Source organism: Streptomyces exfoliatus (assembly GCF_000725545.1).
In the GTDB taxonomy this organism is placed as follows: domain Bacteria; phylum Actinomycetota; class Actinomycetes; order Streptomycetales; family Streptomycetaceae; genus Streptomyces; species Streptomyces exfoliatus.
In genome coordinates, this window is record NZ_JNZP01000010.1 from 14,443 (window position 1) to 31,476 (window position 17,034).

Consider the following 17,034-nt stretch of genomic DNA (forward strand, 5'->3'; position numbering starts at 1 on the left):
ACCCTCACGGGTCGGGGGGACACGGTCGGAGCGGGGGGGATCAGCCGCCGTAGCCGCCGTCACCGTTGTCGTGGCCGTTGCCGTCGGCGTTGACGCAGGTGTTGCCGAAGGCCGGGTTCAGCAGGCCGATGACGCTGACGGTGTTGCCGCAGAGGTTGACCGGGACGTGGACCGGGACCTGGACGACGTTGCCCGAGACGACACCGGGCGAGTGGGCGGCGACAGCCTCGGCGCCCGAGTCGGCGACGGCCAGGCCGGCTCCGCTGAGGGCAACGGCACCCGTGCCGGCGAGAACAGCGGCAGCCTTCGCGATGCGAGACATCAAGAACTCCTTGGACGTGGAAAGCGACCGCAGGAATCACGGTCGTCGTTCCCCTTCAACGCCGGGCACGGGGGCGGGTCACGGCCGTTGAGCCGAAAGGGAAGAAGGAAAATCCAAAAAGTGGCCCGCGGACCGGAATGCGTCCGCCGCCGGATACGACGGGACGACCTCGGTCCGCGGGCTGCGGCCATGCGACAAGCCTCTTGTTGCAACGACCGAATCGCCTTGGGGTGGCGGGGAAGAATCGTGTCTTCACCCGCCCGGGGGGCGAGGTGGGGTCAGTCCGCGGCCGGGGCCAGCCCCAGCTGGGGGTCGAGGGCGCCGCTGAGCACCGGGGTGAGGACGCCGACCTGAGGCTTGGCGAGGTCCGGAAGGCCGCGGAGCCCGTTGCCGCGCGGGGCCTCCACGGGGTTGCCGACGACGGCGCCGGGGGTGGCCGCCCTCATCTCCGAGTGCGGGCTGCTGAGCAGGGCACGGCCGGGCTCGCTGCCCTTGAGGAGCTCGGGCAGCGGCGCGTCGACGACGGTCTCCGGCAGGGTGCTGGTGAGCGGCACGCTGGGCAGCGTGAGGTCCGGCAGCGCGCCGAGGCCCTTCTGGAAGCCGGTGGGTGCGCCGGGCATGGGGACGGGCACGCCGGTGGCCACGGTCGGCGCGTCCATCGGAAGGACCGGCTCGAGGCCCTGGAGGGGGATGATCACCGGGGCCTCGACGGCGGCGGCGGGGGAGGCCAGGGCGGCGGAGGCGAATGCGGTCATGAGGAGCCCCATGCCCGCGTGAGAACGCAGAGTCATGTGCGGTGAACGAGCCCCTTGGCCGAAACGTGGCGGAACTAACCCGTGTGCAGCAACGTACCGGGCCCCCACCGGTGAAGGCGGGGGCCCGGGTTGACGCGTCGGGCGTCGGGCGTCGGAATCAGTGACGCCTGGCGATCCGTCCGCCGCGGAGGTAGAAGACGCCGCCACCGATGATCAGCGCGGCGCTGATCGCGGCCGCGCCCATGAGGGCGGGGTCGCTGCCGGTGTCGGGGAGTTCGGGCTGACCGGGTGTGGTCGGCGGGGTGGTCGGCTCCTCGCAACCGGGCTCCGGCTCCTCGCCGGGCTCGGGCTCCTCGCACTCACCGGGCTCGCCCGGGTTCGTCGGAGGAACGGTCGTCGTCGGCGGAGTGGTCGGCGTCGGCGGAGTGGTCGGCGGGGTCGTGGGCTCCTCGCAGCCGGGCTCCGGCTCCTCACCCGGCTCGGGCTCCTCGCACTCACCCGGCTCGCCCGGATGCGTCGGCGGAGTCGTCGGCGGAGTGGTCGGCGGGGTCGTAGGCTCCTCGCAACCGGGCTCCGGCTCCTCACCCGGCTCGGGCTCCTCGCACTCACCCGGCTCGCCCGGGTTCGTCGGAGGAACGGTCGTCGTCGGCGGAGTGGTCGGCGTCGGCGGAGTGGTCGGCGGGGTCGTGGGCTCCTCGCAACCGGGCTCCGGCTCCTCACCCGGCTCGGGCTCCTCGCACTCACCCGGCTCGCCCGGATGCGTCGGCGGACTCGTCGGCGGGTGCGTGGGCGGATACGTCGGGGGGTGCGTCGGCGGGTACGTGGGGGGCGTCGTGGGTTCGCCCGGATGGGTCGGTTCCCCCGGATGCGTGGGCTCCCCCGGATGCGTGGGCTCGCCCGGATGCGTGGGCTCGCCCGGATGCGTGGGCTCGCCCGGATGCGTGGGCTCGCCCGGATGGGTCGGCTCGCCCGGATGCGTGGGCTCGCCCGGATGGGTCGGCTCCCCCGGATGGGTCGGCTCGCCGGGGTGCGTGGGCTCCCCCGGTCCGTCGCCGTAGCCGCCGGGCCCCTCCGCCTGGGCGCAGAGGTCGCCGACTGCCGCGGCGACGAAACCGCCGAGGTCCATGGTCTTGCCGCAGACGTCCGCCGGCAGAGGGGACACGTGGCCCGGGGTTCCGGTGCCCGGCCCGTCGCCCGTGGCGGGGTGGGAGTTCGCGGCCAGGGCAAATCCGCCGCTCAGCGACAGGATGCCGGTTACGGCCGCCGCGGTGAGAACTTTCCTGCTGATGATGGACCGCATACCGCTCTTCCTCTGGAGAAGGGGAGAGACCGGCGAGGATCCCCCCTCGCTCCGACCGGCCTGATCCACGCAGACGTTCGCGTGGGACTGGCCAGAAGGTATGGGTCGGTGGCCCCCGCACCGCGGGGGCCACACGGCAGCTGATCAGAAAATCATTCGATCAGCCGACCGTGGGGTACGGCTGCGCGTGCGCGCCGTAAATGCCCTGCTGGGTCAGTACTGCTGAGAGGGCGTCAGCCACCGAGCGGCAGGCCGCCGGGAACCGGGAGGCCGCCGAGCAGCGGGGCGCCCTTGGTGGCGTCGTTCAGCTGGGTGGCGGTGTCCGTGACGGTCTTGACCGGCGAGCCTTCCGTGGTGCTGCTCAGCACGTCCGACTTCAGCCCATTGGCGGCGATCGCTTCGAGGCCACCGTTCAGGCTGGTGGGGGTCATCGCCTCCGTGGCCATGGCGGGCGCGGCGGCACCGAGCGCCATCAGCGATCCGGCGACGACCGCGGCGACCTTGGTGGGCTTCATGGGGTGAATCCTTCCTCTGTGCTTTCAAGTCACGTACGACACAAGCCTCTTGACCGAAACCTGTGCTTTGTACTGCTTCTGTAACGAGAGGTGCGCTCCCCGGAAACTCCGAGAGGAAGGATTTCTCGACACTGCACCCGATCGATGTGGACCGGTGTGATGGGACGACCGCACACGCCCGATCCGGCCCGGCGGATGCCGGGCCGGATCGGGCGCGCGGATGACGACCGGTCGGCTACCGGACCGGCAGCGGCGGCTTGACCGGCAGTTCGGGCACGTCGACCGGGGGCTTCACCGGCGGGTCGACGGGCAGCTCCGGCGGGTCCACCGGCAGCTCGGGCGCGGTGACCGGGAGCGACGGCAGCGAAGGCAGGCCGGCCAGGTCGGGAGCGGGCAGGCCGCTGCCGAGGACCGTGGCGACGGCCAGGTTGACCAGCGAGGTCAGGGTCGCCGTGACCTGCGGTACGACCCCGCCCGCGTTGCCGGACGTGACGGCGGCGAGGAGGGCGGCGACCGCCTTCTCGACGGTGGCGAGGGCGTCGTCGACGACGTCGGCCGGGGCGGCGGCCTTGCCTGCCCACGCGGCCTTCGCTCCGGCCGCGACGGGCAGACCGACCGGTGGCTTCACGGGCAGGGCGGGGGCTTCCACAGGCGGCTTCGCCGGAAGGTCGACCGGGGTCTCGACGGCCGGCGGGGTGACGGGAAGCTCCGCGGGCGGGGTCACCGGGAGGTCCGTGGAGGGCGGCGTGACGGGCGCGTCCGGCAGCGGGGCCGGGGCGGCGGCCTTGGCCTCGTCGACGGCGGCCGCGATCTTGGCCTTGAGGGCCTCGGCGTCGGTCGCGGGGAGCTGACCCTCGTCGGCCTTGAGCGCGGCCGTGACGAGTTCGGTCACCGGGGAGGTCACCGAGCCGAGGTCGCCGAGCGCCTCCGCCTGGGACAGGAGGGCGGCGGCTTCGGGAAGGGGTGCGCGCGCGGCCCGGTCGGCCGCGGTGGACGGATGGTGTTCGCCGGCGATGGCGGGTCCCGCCGTGCCGAGGGTGATGACGGCGGATATCGCCAGGGCGGTGAGACGGCGTGTAGCCAGGGGACGCATATGTGTTCCTTTTCCTTATGCGTCGGACAAGTTCCCTCTCACCGTGCCTGCGGGTATAGCGCTCCGCAACCGTAGAACTACGGAGCGCCACACCTCCGTTCGGGTGAATCCACCCTGCGCGCCTGCCCCTCCGAGGGGCGTACGCCGTTGCACCGAACGGCGCACGACGGTGCGGCCGAACGAGGAACGGACCAACAGCCGACAGCGGAGAAGCCGGTGCGCCCACCCCGGAAGGGATGGGCGCACCGGCTTCGGAAGGACCGATCAGGCGTGCCGGATCAGGCGTTGACGCAGGCGTTGCCGAAGGCCGGGTTCAGCGCGCCGATGACGCTGACCGTGTTGCCGCAGAGGTTGACCGGGATGTGCACCGGGACCTGGACGACGTTGCCGGAGCCGACACCGGGGGACTTCACGGCCGCGGCCTCGGCGCCGGCGTCGGCGACAGCGGCACCGGCGGCACCGGCGACGGCGGCGGCGGCACCCACGGTGAGGACAACGGCCTTGGCGATACGGGACATGGGGAGGTGCTCCTCGATCGAAATTCAACGCGGACTGCGCGGACTGTTCGGCCCGGCTCTCTCAACAACGCTCCGGTTTTTCATCGGTTGCTCTCCCGAACGGGTGACGTTCAACCGATCTTTGGGCCATAGGGGGGCCATTGGAGGGAGTGGGCGTGGAATGGCGCAACACGCTCAACGAGGAACCTGCCCCGCGGATACGGGAGTTAGCGTTTCCGGGCATCTAATGCGTACTATCGCCCCGCGTCGGGGTTATAACGTTCCCGAACGTTGCTTCCGGGCCCGCCGCGCGTTCACCCATTTCGTGCGGACGACACCTTCCCCTCTCCCGGCCTTCACGGGTCTTCCCTTCCTTCTCTCATCAAAGCGGAGAACCTGTATGCGGAATTCAGCGGTTCTTGCTGTGCGACGCAGCGTGTTGTGCGCCCTGTCGTGTGCGGCCCTGTCCGCCGCGCTGCCGGTCGCCTCCGCCGCCGCACCCCAGCCAAGGGAGGCGAGCCGCGTACCCTTCGCCGCGCGCTACCAGGCCGTGCAGCACGGTGGGATCGTGCGCGCCGCCAACTCCTCGGCGAAGGGCGTGAAGGGCACCGAGTCGGCCAACGACGGCGCCGCGATCGCGTACGTCGACGTGGACAGCGATCCGAACACGTACAACTCCAGCCGCGCCGAGCTCGCCGTCCCCGAAGGCGCCCGGGTCGCCTGGGCCCGCCTCTACTGGGGCGGCAACCTGCGGGTCCCGCTCGACGGAAACGGTTATGACAAGGCGTCGGACGGCCTGCTCGGCGTGGTCGCCTATGGCGGTGACCGCGGAACTTCCGGGGATTACCTGGCGGTGGAAACGAGTCACCGGAAGAGCACCCGGCTCTCCGATTCCGCCAATTCCGCGGACGACGTGATGAACTCCAGCATCACCGAATTCGGCGCCGGCAGGACGGTCCGCTTTCCCGATGGTACGAACACCATGGGGTACGACTCCGACGTCTTCGACCTGCGCGGGGCGCTGCGCGACGGGGCCGACCGTGTCCACGTCCGGCTCGGCAGCCGGCAGGACACCGTCTGGCTCGGTGCGCTCTTCCTCCAGGCCGACGTCCGGCGCTGACGTGCTGCCCTCATCCGACGCGGACCCCGCGTCCCTCACCGTCCTGCACACGGTCCAGCCCGGTGACGGCGGGGTCGCCCGTGTCGTCATCGACCTGGTCCGCGCGCAGCTCGCCGCCGGCCTTCGGGTCGCGGTCGCCTGCCCGCCCGGCACGTCCCTCTCCGCGGCCGTCCGCGCCGAGGGCGCCGACACCCACGACTGGCGGGCCGGTCGGGAACCCGGTCCCCGACTGGTCCGCGAGACGAGGGAGCTGGCCCGGGTGATCCGTACCGTCCGGCCCGGACTCGTGCACGCGCACAGCGCCAAGGCCGGGCTCTGCGCCCGACTCGCCCTGCGGGGAGGGATTCCGACGGTGTATCAGCCGCACGCCTGGTCCTTCGAGGCGGTCGAGGGAAGGACCGCCTCGCTCGCCCGGCGCTGGGAACGCTTCGGCGCCCGCTGGACGCACCGGATCGTCTGCGTGAGCGAGGCCGAGCGGCGTACCGGCGAGGCCGCCGGCGTCACGGCGGACTGGACCGTCGTCCACAACGGTGTGGACGTGGCCCGGTTCGCGACCGGAGGCCCGCCCGGCAACCCCGCGCCCACCGTCGTCTGCGTGGGCCGGCTCTGCCGCCAGAAGGGGCAGGACGTCCTGCTCGCCGCCTGGCCCGCCGTCCTCGCGGAGGTGCCCACGGCCCGTCTCGTGCTGGTCGGCGAAGGACCCGACGGCGAACGGCTGCGCGCCGCCGCAGGCCCCTCGGTGCGGTTCACCGGAGCCGTCGACGACACCGCCCCCTGGTACCGGGCCGCCGACGTGGTCGTCCTGCCGTCCCGCTGGGAGGGCATGGCGCTCGCGCCCCTGGAGGCCATGGCGAGCGGCCGGCCGGTCGTCGTCAGCGACGTCGACGGCGCCCGCGAGAGCCTGCCGCCCGCCCATGAACCCCTCTGCCTGGTCCCGCCCGAGGACCCGGCCGCGCTCGCCACCGCTCTCGGCCGCCTCCTCGGCAGGCAGGAGCTGCGGCACCGCCTGGGCCGCGAGGCCCACGAGCACGTACTCAGCAGATTCGATGTCCGGCGCACCGGCGCGGCCGTCGCGGACGTCTACCGCGACCTGGCCGGAGCGCGAGGCACCGAGCACAGAGAGCCGATTGCGCAGTGACCACGGAAAGCACCAGCGTCCCCTCCTCGCCGGGCCCCTGGCCCACCGCGGGCCAGGCCTTCGGCCTCGCCTCCCTCGCGCCGCGCCCCGGCACGACCGACCGGCTCGCGCTGCCTCGGCACCGCCGCGCCCGGGTCCGGTCCGGCGTGGCACCGCTCGTGACGGTCGACTGCCTCGCCGTCGTCGCCGCCGCCACACTGCTCAGCGCGGCGCACCACGACGCACGGCTCCTGCTGCCGGTCCTGGCGGTCGTCCTGGTCCTCGACGGGCACGCCGGGCTCTACCGGCCCGCCGCCCACACCCGGGCCCTCGACGAACTGCCCGCGCTGGCCTCCCGCGCCGGGTTCGCCTGGTGTCTGGCCGCGGCCGGGATCGCCGCGTACTCGCCCGCCCTGGCGATCGGTCCGCTGCGGCTCTGCGCCGCCTATCTGACCCACGTGGGCGTCGTCAGCCTCGTCAGAGCCCTGCTGCTCGCCCGGCGGCGCCGGACCGCGCGCGCCCATCCCCGGTCGGCGCTCGTCGTCGGCGGGGCGGGGGCCGCGCGCCGGTTCGCCGCCGCGGCGGCCCAGCACCCCGAGTACGGGATGCGGCCGGTCGGCATCGTCGGCGTGCCCGAGCAGGGCGGCGCGTCCAGGACGGCCAGGGAGGCCGGGCTTCCGGTGCTCACCACGACCGAGGAGATCCACCGGGCCGTCATCCAGAACACCGTGCGCGACGCGGTGTTCCTCGACGACGACCCGGCCCTGGTGACGCTCTTCCAGCACTACGGCTGCACCACCTGGCGGGTCGGCGGCCGGCACCAGGACGGGCCGATGGGCGAGCACCTGTGGGGGTACGCCTGGCACCGGATCGTCCCGCTCGCCGAGCGGCGCGGGCTGACCGCCAAGCGGGTCCTCGACATCGCGCTCGCCGCGCCGGCCCTGGCGCTCGCGCTGCCGGTGCTGCTGCTCTGCGCGCTCGCCGTACGGCTGTCCGACGGCCCCGGGGTCCTGTTCCGGCAGGAGCGGGTCGGGCAGCACGGGCGCCACTTCACGCTGCTCAAGTTCCGTACGCTCCGGCCCTCCGACGACGCCGAGTCGGCGACCCGCTGGAACGTGGCGGGCGACCGGCGGATGAGCGCGGCGGGCAGCTTCCTGCGGAAGAGCTCGCTCGACGAGCTGCCGCAGCTGTGGAACGTACTGCGCGGCGACATGAGCCTGGTCGGGCCGCGTCCCGAACGGCCTTATTTCGTCGCACAGTTCAGCAAGATCCACACCGGGTACGCGGCCCGCCACCGGATGCCGGTGGGCCTGACCGGCCTGGCGCAGGTGCACGGGCTTCGCGGCGACACCTCGATCGAGGACCGCTGCCGCTTCGACAACCACTACATCGAACACTGGTCGCTCTGGCAGGACGTCTGCATCCTGTTGCGTACGGCGGCCGGGCTCGTCCGACCCACAGGGAGCTGACGATGGCCACGGCCGTTACCGTGCCGGCGGTCGGCCCGGACGTGAGGGACTGGGCCCGCAGGGCCGGGGCGCTCTCTCCGGTCCTCGCCGTGATCGCGCTCCTCCTCGTCCCCGGAGGCGGCGGAGCGCAGGGCGGCACCGGCGGTACGGGGACGGTCGCCGACGCGGCCTCCGGGCTCCTCGTCCTCATCTGTCTCGTCCGGGTGCTGCGCGGCGGCGCCCGGCCGCTGACGCGGGCGGCGGCCGTCGTCCTCGGCCTGCCGGTCCTCGGGATCTGCCTGGCCGCGATCACCTCGAACGACCCGGCCGCGAGCCTGCCGGGCGTCGCCCGCTACGTACAGATCTTCGTCCTCGTCCCGGCGGCCGTGCTCCTGATGATCCGCGACCGGCGGGACTTCGCCGTGGTCGCCTGGGGCCTGGTCGGGCTCGCGCTGCTCCAGGGCGCGGTGGGCGTCGCCCAGTACCTGACCGGCACGGGCGCCTCGTACCAGGGCGAGGACATCCGGGCCGTCGGCACCTTCGGGCCCACCGACGTGATGGGCATGGCGACCGTCGTGTCGTACGGGGTCGTCGTCGTCGCCGGCATCGCGCTCGGCAGCGGTCCCGGCCGGACCCGTACGGCGGCCCTCGTCTGCACCGGGCTGCTGTTCGTGCCGCTCGTACTGTCCTTCAGCCGGGGCGCGTGGATCGCGACCGTGCTCGCCTGCGCGATCCAGCTGCTGCTCTCCGGTCCCCGGCGGGCGGCGCGGGTGGCGCTCGTCGCGGGCGCGCTCGGCGTGGTCCTCGTCGGCGGCCTGGGCGTCGGTTCGGCGATGGTGAAGGAGCGGGTCACCAGCATCACCCAGGTGGCCGGGGCGCCGGACCAGTCGGTGACGGACCGGTACACGATGTGGGCGGCGGCCGGGCGGATGTGGCGCGCGGAGCCGGTCACGGGCGTCGGCCTCAAGGGCTTCCCCGCCTACCGCGACTCCAACGCCTCGCTCGCCCTGTCCTCGGGCAGCGACACGGCGGGCGCGGGCGCCGCCTTCCAGCGGCAGCCGCTGCTCTCCCCGCACAACATGTACCTCCTGGTCCTGAGCGAGCAGGGCCTGTTCGGGCTGCTCGCCCTCGCGGGCAGCTGGGTGGCGCTGCTCGTCGGGGCGCTGCGGCGGCGGCGCCTCGGCGCGGACTGCGCGCTCGTCGCGACGGGCCTGCTCTCCTGGCAGCTCATCGACTTCTTCTACGCCGACATCGGCGGCCCCTCGACGGTCCTCATGTCGGTCGTGCTCGGCCTCGCGGCCTGGTGGGCGCTCGCGGAGGTCCGGCGTGCGTGACCCGTGGGCCGGGGAACCGGAGCCCACGGACACCCCGCGGGCCGGCGAACCGCGCCCCTCGGGCGCCCCTGTCCGCGGCACCCCGCTGACCGACCCCTGGGCGACCGTGCCTCCGGGCCCCACGGACTCCTCGTGGGCCCCGGAGGCCGTCGTGCTGTCGGGGACCCGTCCCACCGCGATGGCCGGCGCCCGGCACGTGACGGTTCGGCGCCTTCCCTCCGTCGCCCCTTCCCCGCCTCCCCCCGTCCCCCGTCCCCCCGGACGCCGTGCGCACGCCCGGGGGCGGGCACCCCGGACCGGTGCGCCCCAGGGCAAAGGCTTTCTCGCGAAGGCCGCCGCCGTCACCGCGGGGCTCACCGCCGCCGGGGCGGTGCTCGGGCTCGTACGGGACCAGATCCTGGCCGGGTACTTCGGGGCCGGGGCGGAGACCGACGCGTTCCTGGTGGCGTGGACGGTGCCCGAGTTCGCGTCGACGCTCCTCATCGAGGACGCGATGGCGCTGATCCTCGTGCCCGCCTTCTCCCGGGCCCTGGCCCGCCGTTCCGGCGTCCTGTCGGGCGATCCGGTGCGCGCCCTCGTACGGGGCACGCTCCCCCGGATCGTCCTCGCCCTCGGCATCGCCGCCGCCCTCCTCGTCATCGCCGCGCCGCTCCTCGTGTCGGCGCTCGCGCCGGGGCTGTCCGACCCGGCGCTCGCCGTCGACTGCACGCGGCTGACGGGGACCTGCGTGCTGACCTTCGCGCTGGTCGGCTACTGCTCGGCCGCGCTGCGCGCGCACGGCTCCTTCCTGCCACCGGCCTCGATCTACGTGGCGTACAACGTCGGCATCATCGGCACCATCGTGGTGCTGCGCGAGCCGTGGGGGGTGCGCTCGGCCGCCGCCGGGGTCGCCGTCGGCGGCATCCTGATGGTCCTGGTCCAGGCGCCCTCGCTCATCCGTGAGCTGCGGACCCGGCCCGTACCGATGCGGGAGCCCGAGGCGCTCGTCCCCTCCGGCGCGGGTGAGGGGCGGATCCTGCTCCTCGGACTGATCGCGCCCGTCGTCGCGTTCTCGCTGTCCCGGCAGTCCCAGACCCTGATCGAACGCTTCCTCGCCTCCCCGCTGCCGGCCGGCGCGATCTCGCATCTGAACTACGCGCAGAAGGTCGCGCAGATCCCGATGATCCTGTCGCTGATGCTGTGCACGGTCAGCTTCCCCGTGGTCGCCCGCGCGCTCGCGGCGGGTGACACGGAGGCGGCCCGCCGCCGGGTCGAGCGGGATCTGCTGCTCGCCGCCGTCGTCGTCCTCGTTGGCGCGTCGACGGTGATCGCCGCCGCCCCACGGATCATCGAGCTCCTCTTCGAAAGGGGGGAGTTCAGCGGCGCCGACACCACCGCCACGGCCGCCGTCATGCGGGTGTACGCCCTCGGCCTGCTCGGTCAGACGATGGTCGGCGCCCTGGTCCGCTGCTACTTCTCCGCCGCCCGCCCCCTCTGGTACCCGGCCGCCGCCATGGCCGCCGGGCTCGTCACGACCGCCGCCGCCGGCGTCCCCGGCGCCCACCACTGGGGCGCCGTCGGCATCGCCGCCGCCAACGCGCTCGGCATCACGCTGACCGCCGTGCTGCTGCTGCGCGGCGCGCACCGGCAGGCCGTCCCGGTCCGGGTCGACCGGCTCGGCGAGGGGCTGCTGCGGCTCGCCACCGCGTCCGCCTGGGCCACCGGCGTCGGCTGGCTGTGCTCGATCGCGATCGACCCCGCCGCCCTCGCCGTCACCGTCGCGGGCCTGGCCGTCGTCGGCGTCTTCCTGCTCTTCATCGCCTGCGCCGCCAAGGCGCCCGACATTCCGCCCCTGCCCCGCTCCGCCTTCCGGAGGACCCTCCATGCCCGCCGCCACCGCGCTGCGCCGTCTGCTGCCGAAGCCGCCCCTGTGGGTGAAACCGCCTCTGTGGGTGGCGATGTACCACTCGATCACGGACACCGCTGACGACCCGTACCGGGTGACCGTGTCCCCCGTGCGCTTCGCCCGGCAGCTGCACTGGCTCGGCGACCGGGGACTGCGCGGGGTCTCGGTGCGGGAGCTGCTGGCCGCCACCGCCGAGGGGCGCGCGAAGGGGCTCGTCGGCCTGACCTTCGACGACGGGTACGCGGACTTCCTCGACTCGGCGCTGCCCCTGCTCCGCCGGCACGGCTTCACCGCCACCGTGTACGTCCTGCCGGGCCGGCTCGGCGGCGAGAACGCCTGGGACACCGCCGGACCGCGCAAGTCGCTGCTGTCCGAGGACCAGATCGTGCGGATCGCCGAGGCCGGCATGGAGATCGGCTCGCACGGACTCACGCACGTGGCGCTCCCCGAGGTCGACGACGCGGTGCTCGGGGCCGAGACCAGGGAGAGCCGCGTCCTCCTGGAGGACATGACCGGCGGTCCCGTTGACGGCTTCTGCTACCCGTACGGGAAGGTCGACCCGCGCGCCATCCACGCCGTGCGCAAGGCCGGCTACCGCTACGCCTGCGCGATCGACCCGGGCCCGCACACGGGCGCGTACGCGCTGCCCCGCGTCCACATCGGGGAGGACGACACCTCCTGGCGGCTCACCGCCAAGCGCCTCCTGCACCCGGTGCGCCGCCGCCACCCGGCCGACCTGTTCCCCGCCCCGTACGGCCCCGCCGTGGTCGGTGCGCCGTGAAGGTCCTGCACGTCATCACCGGGCTCGGCATCGGCGGCGCCGAACAGCAGCTGCGGCTGCTCCTTCGCCATCTGCCGGTCCAGAGCGGGGTGGTGACCCTCACCAACCCTGGAGCCGTCGCCGCGGGGATCGAGGCGGACGGCACCCCCGTCACCCATCTGGGCATGACGGGCAACCGCGACCTCGGGGCGCTGCCCCGCCTCGCCCGGATCGTCCGGCAGGGCCGATACGACCTCGTCCACACGCATCTGTACCGGGCGTGCGTGTACGGCAGGACGGCGGCCCGGCTGGCCGGGGTACGGAACGTCATCGCCACCGAGCACTCCCTCGGCGAGACGCAGATCGAGGGCAGGCCGCTCTCGGCCGGCACCCGCGCGCTCTATCTGGCCTCCGAGCGGCTCGGCACCTCCACGGTCGCCGTGTCGCCGAGCGTGGCCCGCCGGCTCGCCGACTGGGGGGTGCCCCCCGACCGCATCCGGGTCGTCCCCAACGGCATCGAGACGGACCGCTTCGCCTTCGACGCGCGGGCCCGCCGCCTCACCCGGGGCGTCCTCGGCATCCCCGAGGACGCGTACGTCGTCGGCGGGGTCGGGCGGCTCACGCCGGGGAAGCGGTTCGACCGGCTCGTCCGGGCGGTGGCCTCGGTCCCGGAGGCCCGGCTGCTCCTCGTCGGCGACGGCGACCAGCGGGAGGAGCTGCTGCGGGTGGCCCGCGAGTGCGGCGGCGCCGGCCGGGTGCTCCTCGCCGGGGCCTGCGAGGACCCGCCGACCGTCACCTCGGTCGGACCCTCGCTGCCCGAACTGCTGTCCGCCATGGACGTCTTCGTGTCCACCTCCCCCGACGAGACCTTCGGGCTCGCCGTCGTCGAAGCCCTCGCCGCCGGCCTGCCCGTGCTCTACGTGGCGTGTCCCGCGATCGACGACCTGGCCCCGGAGGCGGCGCCGGGGGCGCGCCGGATCGGCGAGCCCGTACCGGAGCTGGTCTCCGCGCTGCGCGGCATCCGGGACGCCCGGCTCGCCCGGCTGCCGCTGCCGGCGGCGGCCCGCCGCTACGACATCGCGCACAGCGCGGGTCAGTTGATGTCCCTCTACGACCAGGCCGTCCACGGCACCCCCTCCCCCGTGAAGTGAGAGAGCCCGACCCATGAAGACCACCCCACCTCGTGCCTTCCTCCCCGCCCGCCTGCGCGCGCCGGGCCGCTGGGCGGTGCTCCCCGCCGCCGTCCTCGCCGGAGCCGTGATCGGCGGCGGCTACGGGGCCCTCAAGACCCCGGAGTACGCGGCGGTCAGCTACGTCATCGTCGTACCGGCCGAGAAGTCGGACCCGGCGGCGGCGCTCGGCTTCGCCCAGGCGTACGGGCGGGTCGCCACCGACATCGCGGTCACCGGCGACGCCCAGGTGTGGGCGGGGGTCAGCGCCGGCACCCTGCGGAAGAGCGTGCAGGCCGCGACCTCGCCGGACGCGCCGATGATCTCGATCACGGCGCGGGCCGAGAAGCCCGCGAAGGCCGTGTCGATGGCCGACGGGGTGGCCCGCGCGCTCGTCCTCAACAGCACGCACGTGGCGGGCAGCACAGGCGTGAAGGTCGTCCAGTTCTCCCGCGCCACCAAGCCGGTCGCCCCGGTCTCCCCGTCCGCGCCGCTCTCCGCGCTCGTCGGCGGCTGCGCCGGCGGTCTCCTCGGCGGCCTGGCCCTCCTGGTCCGCCCGAAGCGCGCCGCGTCCCGCGAGGCCAGGCACTCCCGCCAGCCGGCGTCCGCCGCGTCCGCGTCCGCCGCCGTGCCCGCCCCCGCGGTCGCCGCACACCAGGCGGAGTCGGTGTGACCCCGAGAGCCACGGAAGCCGCGAGAGCCCTGCGGACGGAGATCTGCCGTGACGAGGAGACCTTCGGGCGCCTCACGGCCGAATGGACGGCGCTGTACGGGCGCTGTTCCTCCGCCACCCCCTTCCAGTCCCACGCCTGGCTGCACTCCTGGTGGCTCTCGTACGGCCGCCCCGGTGCGCTGCGGGTGGTGCTCGTACGGCGTGAGGACGGCGGCCTCGTCGCCGCCGCGCCCCTGATGCGGGCCCGGGGGCCGCTGCCGGCCCTCACCCAGCTCGGAGGCACGATCACCGACTTCACGGACGTCCTCCTCGACGACGGCTGCCCGGAGGCCGCGCCCGCCCTGGCCCGCGGGATCGCCAGGGCCGCCAGGGGCGCGGTGATCGACCTGCGGGAGGTACGGCCAGGGGCGGCCAGCGAGCAGGTGTTCGCCCGGTGGCGCGGCCCGCGACGCCGGCTCCCCGACTCGCTGTGCCTGGAACTGCCCGCCGTACCCATGGAAGGGCTCCTCGAACGGATCCCCTCGGGGAAGGCCCAGCGGGTCCGCGCCAAGCTGCGCAAGCTGGACGCCCTCGGCATCGACGCGCGGGTCGTCAGCGGCGACGAGGTGCCGGCGGCGCTCGACCGACTCCTGAAGCTGCATCAGCTCCAGTGGCGGGGACGCGGGGTGACCGCCGAGCACACCAGCGACCGGTTCGCCCAGCACCTCACCCGGGCCGTGCGGCCGATGGTGGAGCGCGGGGACGCCATGGTCACCGAGTTCCGGCTCGCCGGGGACGTCGTCGCCGCCGACCTCACCCTGATGTCCCCGCGACTGGCCGGCGGCTATCTGTACGGCGCCGATCCGGCCCTGCGGGCCCGCAAGGTCGATGTCGCGACGATGCTGCTCCGGCACGGCGCCGGGGAGACCAGCGCCGGCGGACGGGCCACCCTGAGCATGCTGCGGGGCACGGAGGCGTACAAGCACCACTGGCGGCCCGAGACCGTCGGCAACCAACGGCTCATGCTCGCCGGGCGGGGCACGGCCCCACTGCTCTGGCTCCGCGCGGGCGCCGCCGACGCCCGCCGCTGGGCGGCCCGGCAGGCGCGTGAACGCGCCTGGGTGGGCCGGGCGCTCGGCCGCCTCCCGGGCCGCGCACCGCACAGCGGCGGCGGATGAGCTCCGCCGCCGCCGTGAGTGTCCGGCTCGGGCCGGTCAGAAGGGCCAGACGCCGGTCAGGGCGTCCTTCCAGTCGAGGTCGACCTCGTCCTTCCAGTTGTCCTTCGGGACACAGACGGGCCCACCGATCCAACTCTCGACCCATGAACCGAGGTTCACGGTCCAACAGGAGGGCTTGGGCTCGGGCTTCGGCTCCGGCTTGGGCTCGGGCTTGGGCTCGGGCTTCGGCTCCGGCTTGGGTTCCGGCTTGGGCTCGGGCTTGGGTTCCGGCTTGGGCTCGGGCTTCGGTTCCGGCTTGGGTTCCGGCTTGGGCTCGGGCTTCGGTTCCGGCTTGGGCTCGGGCTTCGGCTCGGGCTTCGGCTCCGGCTTGGGCTCGGGCTTCGGTTCCGGCTTGGGTTCCGGCTTCGGCTCGGGCTTCGGCTCCGGCTTCGGCTCCGGCTTCGGCTCGGGCTTGGGCTCGGGCTTGGGCACGGGCTTCGGCTCCGGCTTCGGCTCCGGCTTCGGCTCGGGCTTCGGCTCCGGCTTCGGCTCGGGAACCGTCGGGTCCGTCGGCAACTCCGGCTCGGTCGGCAACTCCGGCTCCGTCGGAAGCTCGGGCTCCGTCGGCAGTTCCGGCTCGGTCGGAATCTCCGGCTCCGGCGGTAGTTCCGGTTCCGTGCCGTACATCATCTGCCGGAACGTCTGCGACGAGCGCGGATTGTCGTCGCACTGCCAGACGCCGTGCGGGCAGTAATCGGTGATCGTGTGGTACAGCGGTTTGTGCTGCCGCATCCATTCCAGCATGCGTCGCATGTACTCGGGGTTGTCGCCGTTCCGGAAGAGACCCCATTCGGGATAGGAGATCTCCTTTCCGTGCTCGGCGGCGAAGTCGATCTGCTTCTGGAGCCCGTACGGTTCGCTGACGTGCTGGTCGAAGTCGGAGCCCGGCGGCTGGTCGTAGGAATCCATGCCGATGATGTCGACGACGTCGTCACCCGGGTAGCACTCGGTCCACGGGATGGCGTCGCGGCCGCGGCTCGGGTTGAAGTCGAAGCGGAATTCCTGGCCGGGTACGGAACGCATCGCGCCGACGATCCGGTTCCAGTACTTCTTCCACGCCGTGGGGTCGGGTGCGCAGCGGTGGGTGTAGGTGGTGCCGTTCATCTCCCAGCCGAGGACGATGACGGTGTCCGTGGCCTGAAGCTCGACGAGGCGCTCGGCAAGGGTGCGGAAGTGGTGGTCGAAGTAACCGGCCGCGCCGAGCTGGAGCTGACGGCGGACCTCGGCGTCGGAGACTCCGGCCTCGTTGCGTTCCAGCATGGGCACGTTGAGGACGAAGAGCCGGTCGGCCTTCTCGTTGCGCCAGTCCGCCCAGGCGTCGAGGAAGCCGGGCGGGCCCTCGATGTTCTTCCAGAGGTCGCCGGGCAGGTAGGTGTGGCCGACGCGGAGTTCGCGTCCGCCGAGCCAGCTCTGCAGGTGTTCGATGCGGGCGACCCCGAGTGCGCCCGAGTCGAGGAAGGCTCCCATGGCACTGGAGAGGTTCGGCCCGGGGTCTCTGGCCGCCACGGTTTCGGTGGCGTGCGCGGGGGACGAGAGCACGACTGAGCCCGAGGCGAGGAGACCGGCGGTGAACACCCCCAGCCACATTCTCGATGTTCTCCGGTGTGCAGCTGCCATGGCCACTCCTTCACATACGCCTTTTGATGATCCGTCAGTCCGATTCTCCGAAAGTATTCCTAATGAGCCGACCGTGGACGGTGGCTCGCTCTGATCAGTAGTCCATTAGAGAGTTTCATCGCCCAGTTGGGGCACCCACCCGAGATGAAGGGTGCCGTGCCGTCAGAGTTTCGACACCCTCGTACCCGCCGTCCCCGTACGACTCGACCGGAACCCCTTCCATCACGGCACTC

Annotated in this window: 16 protein-coding genes; 9 read left to right on the forward strand and 7 right to left on the reverse strand. The window is 73.4% G+C overall.

Features of this window, described 5'->3' with window-relative positions; all coding sequences use genetic code 11:
- Positions 1-40 precede the first annotated feature (40 nt).
- The 6 genes from IO20_RS0112135 to IO20_RS0112160 form a co-directional block, all read right to left on the reverse strand.
- Complete coding sequence (locus IO20_RS0112135) at positions 41-322, reverse strand: chaplin (protein ID WP_030548819.1); 282 nt, start codon at positions 320-322, stop codon at positions 41-43.
- A 278-nt stretch (positions 323-600) separates the two neighbouring features.
- The gene (locus IO20_RS0112140) at positions 601-1,113 is read right to left on the reverse strand and encodes a hypothetical protein (protein WP_030548820.1); all 513 of its coding nucleotides are present in this window, start codon (positions 1,111-1,113) and stop codon (positions 601-603) included.
- 121 nt (positions 1,114-1,234) lie between these two features.
- On the reverse strand, positions 1,235-2,377 hold the full coding sequence (locus IO20_RS41320) for a hypothetical protein (protein WP_051874374.1): 1,143 nt from the start codon (positions 2,375-2,377) through the stop codon (positions 1,235-1,237).
- Positions 2,378-2,610: 233 nt separating this feature from the next.
- Positions 2,611-2,892 (reverse strand): hypothetical protein, encoded by a 282-nt coding sequence (locus tag IO20_RS0112150; protein ID WP_030548823.1) that lies wholly within the window; start codon positions 2,890-2,892, stop codon positions 2,611-2,613.
- A 235-nt stretch (positions 2,893-3,127) separates the two neighbouring features.
- Entirely contained in the window at positions 3,128-3,985 is an 858-nt protein-coding gene (locus IO20_RS40260) for a hypothetical protein (RefSeq protein WP_051874375.1), read from the reverse strand.
- A gap of 278 nt (positions 3,986-4,263) precedes the next feature.
- Positions 4,264-4,503 carry a chaplin gene (locus IO20_RS0112160; RefSeq protein WP_030548827.1) on the reverse strand — a complete coding sequence of 80 codons (240 nt, stop codon included), beginning with the start codon at positions 4,501-4,503 and terminating at the stop codon, positions 4,264-4,266.
- A 403-nt stretch (positions 4,504-4,906) separates the two neighbouring features.
- Between IO20_RS0112160 and IO20_RS0112165 the strand changes: the two genes are divergently transcribed.
- From IO20_RS0112165 to IO20_RS0112205, 9 genes are all read left to right on the forward strand, one after another.
- The gene (locus IO20_RS0112165) at positions 4,907-5,602 is read left to right on the forward strand and encodes a hypothetical protein (protein ID WP_342668754.1); all 696 of its coding nucleotides are present in this window, start codon (positions 4,907-4,909) and stop codon (positions 5,600-5,602) included.
- Positions 5,603-5,606: 4 nt separating this feature from the next.
- Positions 5,607-6,740: a glycosyltransferase gene (locus tag IO20_RS0112170; RefSeq protein ID WP_037635328.1), complete on the forward strand. Its 1,134-nt coding sequence runs from the start codon at positions 5,607-5,609 to the stop codon at positions 6,738-6,740.
- Complete coding sequence (locus tag IO20_RS0112175) at positions 6,737-8,188, forward strand: sugar transferase (protein WP_030548840.1); 1,452 nt, start codon at positions 6,737-6,739, stop codon at positions 8,186-8,188. The genes IO20_RS0112170 and IO20_RS0112175 overlap by 4 nt, the downstream gene beginning before the upstream one ends.
- A 2-nt stretch (positions 8,189-8,190) precedes the next feature.
- Positions 8,191-9,501, forward strand: coding sequence for an O-antigen ligase family protein (locus tag IO20_RS0112180; RefSeq protein WP_030548842.1), 1,311 nt, complete (start codon positions 8,191-8,193; stop codon positions 9,499-9,501).
- 178 nt (positions 9,502-9,679) lie between these two features.
- Positions 9,680-11,467 carry a murein biosynthesis integral membrane protein MurJ gene (gene murJ / locus IO20_RS0112185; protein ID WP_051874399.1) on the forward strand — a complete coding sequence of 596 codons (1,788 nt, stop codon included), beginning with the start codon at positions 9,680-9,682 and terminating at the stop codon, positions 11,465-11,467.
- Positions 11,364-12,167 carry a polysaccharide deacetylase family protein gene (locus IO20_RS0112190; RefSeq protein ID WP_051874400.1) on the forward strand — a complete coding sequence of 268 codons (804 nt, stop codon included), beginning with the start codon at positions 11,364-11,366 and terminating at the stop codon, positions 12,165-12,167. The genes murJ and IO20_RS0112190 overlap by 104 nt, the downstream gene beginning before the upstream one ends.
- The gene (locus tag IO20_RS0112195; protein WP_030548846.1) at positions 12,164-13,297 is read left to right on the forward strand and encodes a glycosyltransferase; all 1,134 of its coding nucleotides are present in this window, start codon (positions 12,164-12,166) and stop codon (positions 13,295-13,297) included. The genes IO20_RS0112190 and IO20_RS0112195 overlap by 4 nt, the downstream gene beginning before the upstream one ends.
- A gap of 13 nt (positions 13,298-13,310) precedes the next feature.
- Positions 13,311-13,988, forward strand: coding sequence for a YveK family protein (locus IO20_RS0112200; RefSeq protein WP_030548848.1), 678 nt, complete (start codon positions 13,311-13,313; stop codon positions 13,986-13,988).
- A complete protein-coding gene (locus IO20_RS0112205; protein ID WP_030548850.1) occupies positions 13,985-15,145 on the forward strand; it encodes a GNAT family N-acetyltransferase in 1,161 nt (386 codons plus the stop codon). Before IO20_RS0112200 ends, IO20_RS0112205 begins: the two co-directional genes overlap by 4 nt.
- Before the next feature lie 36 nt (positions 15,146-15,181).
- Here IO20_RS0112205 and IO20_RS0112210 read toward each other — a convergent pair whose 3' ends face one another.
- The gene (locus IO20_RS0112210) at positions 15,182-16,801 is read right to left on the reverse strand and encodes a glycoside hydrolase family 26 protein (protein WP_030548851.1); all 1,620 of its coding nucleotides are present in this window, start codon (positions 16,799-16,801) and stop codon (positions 15,182-15,184) included.
- Between the last annotated feature and the right edge of the window lie 233 nt (positions 16,802-17,034).